Origin of the sequence: Mesorhizobium shonense (assembly GCF_040545255.1) — a bacterium.
Lineage (GTDB): Bacteria > Pseudomonadota > Alphaproteobacteria > Rhizobiales > Rhizobiaceae > Mesorhizobium > Mesorhizobium shonense.
Map to the genome: position 1 here is coordinate 1 of NZ_JBEPLM010000041.1, position 2500 is coordinate 2500.

Here is a 2500-nt window from a genome sequence, read left to right on the forward strand (position 1 = left end):
CGCCCAAAAGTGCCGCGCGGTTTTGCGGCAACGACATGCATCAAAAACCGTAAGAAGAAGATTTATCTCCATCCGGATCCGATCCGGATGTGAGATGAACGTGCGCTTGGCAGACCTGGCAGCGACCTACTCTCCCGCGTCTTGAGACGAAGTACCATCAGCGCTGGAGCGTTTCACGGCCGAGTTCGGAATGGGATCGGGTGCAGCCGCTCCGCCATAACCACCAGGTCGGCAAAACGCACGTTCAAATCGAGAAGCTGTTCAAGCGCGATCCAAGGATCGTCGCCTTGTGCCTTGGTTGTTCTGTTGGCCCGGCGCCTTTCGAAGCGAAGCTTCGCAAGGTCGACCGACCGTCGGCGCCGATGCGCCGCACCCACGTAGCGCCGCCCGAAGGGCGGAACAAGCGTGAGTGAGAACAAGCCATCCGACTTGTCGGATGGATATTAGGAATGAGAACGATCAAGCCGATCGAACTATTAGTACCGGTAAGCTTCAAGCGTTGCCGCTCTTCCACACCCGGCCTATCAACGTGGTCGTCTTCCACGGTTCTCAGGGAATACTCGTTTCAAGGTGGGTTTCCCGCTTAGATGCCTTCAGCGGTTATCCCGTCCGGATATAGCTACCCTGCAATGCGGCTGGCGCCACAACAGGTCCACCAGAGATCCGTCCATCCCGGTCCTCTCGTACTAGGGACAGATCCTTTCAATATTCCTACACCCACGGCAGATAGGGACCGAACTGTCTCACGACGTTCTGAACCCAACTCACGTACCGCTTTAAATGGCGAACAGCCATACCCTTGGGACCTGCTCCAGCCCCAGGATGCGATGAGTCGACATCGAGGTGCCAAACAACCCCGTCGATATGGACTCTTGGGGGTCATCAGCCTGTTATCCCCGGCGTACCTTTTATCCGTTGAGCGATGGCCCTTCCACGCGGGACCACCGGATCACTATGACCGACTTTCGTCTCTGCTCGACTTGTCAGTCTCGCAGTCAGGCAGGCTTATGCCATTGCACTCAGCGAACGATTTCCGACCGTTCTGAGCCCACCATCGCGCGCCTCCGTTACTCTTTAGGAGGCGACCGCCCCAGTCAAACTACCCACCATACATTGTCCCGGACCCGGATAACGGGCCGCGGTTAGACATCCATAGTAATAAGGGTGGTATTTCAAGGGTGGCTCCACCTGAGCTGGCGCCCAGGCTTCAAAGCCTACCACCTATCCTACACATGCCACTACGAATGCCAATGTAAAGCTATAGTAAAGGTGCACGGGGTCTTTCCGTCTAACCGCAGGAACCCCGCATCTTCACGGGGAATTCAATTTCACTGAGTCTATGCTGGAGACAGCGGGGAAGTCGTTACGCCATTCGTGCAGGTCGGAACTTACCCGACAAGGAATTTCGCTACCTTAGGACCGTTATAGTTACGGCCGCCGTTTACTGGGGCTTCGATTCAGAGCTTGCACCCCTCCTCTTAACCTTCCAGCACCGGGCAGGCGTCAGACCCTATACGTCGCCTTGCGGCTTCGCAGAGCCCTGTGTTTTTGATAAACAGTCGCTACCCCCTGGTCTGTGCCACCCTCCTCTGCTTGCGCAGAAAAGGGTCACGCTTCTTCCGAAGTTACGCGTGCAATTTGCCGAGTTCCTTCAGCATAGTTCTCTCAAGCGCCTTGGTATACTCTACCTGACCACCAGTGTCGGTTTCGGGTACGGTCTATAAGGAGGAGCTATTTCCTGGAACCACTCCGCTGCCCTTTCAATCCGATAAGATTGGACAACTTGTGTGATCCGTCACTACCTCCAGGCCCACGAATATTAACGTGGTTCCCATCGACTACGCGTTTCCGCCTCGTCTTAGGGGCCGGCTAACCCTGCTCAGATTAACTTTAAGCAGGAACCCTTGGTCTTTCGGCGGGGGAGTCTCTCACTCCCCTTACGTTACTCATGTCAGCATTCGCACTTCTGATACCTCCACCGCCCCTCACGGGTACGGCTTCATCAGCTTACAGAACGCTCCGCTACCGCTCGTGATTGCTCACGAACCCTAAGCTTCGGTGTATGGCTTTAGCCCCGTTACATTTTCGGCGCAAAGACCCTTATTTAGACCAGTGAGCTGTTACGCTTTCTTTAAATGATGGCTGCTTCTAAGCCAACATCCTGGTTGTTTTGGGATCCTCACATCCTTTCCCACTTAGCCATAACTTGGGGACCTTAGCTGTAGGTCAGGGTTGTTTCCCTTTTCACGACGGACGTTAGCACCCGCCGTGTGTCTGCCGACTAGTACTCCCAGGTATTCGGAGTTTGGTTAGGTTTGGTAATCCGGTGAGGACCCCTAGCCCATCCAGTGCTCTACCCCCTGGGGTATTCGGTCGACGCTCTACCTAAATAGATTTCGCGGAGAACCAGCTATTTCCGAGTTTGATTGGCCTTTCACCCCTAGCCACAAGTCATCCCGAACTATTGCAACAGTTATGGGTTCGGCCCTCCAGTAAGTGT

2 rRNA genes (1 of these 2 cut by a window edge) are annotated in these 2500 nt (G+C 54.8%); both read right to left on the minus strand.

What is annotated here, in order from left to right:
- Positions 1-113 precede the first annotated feature (113 nt).
- Positions 114-228, minus strand: a 5S ribosomal RNA gene (gene rrf, locus ABID26_RS36785).
- Between the two features lie 227 nt (positions 229-455).
- Positions 456-2500, minus strand: a 23S ribosomal RNA gene (locus tag ABID26_RS36790) (it continues 843 nt past the right edge of the window).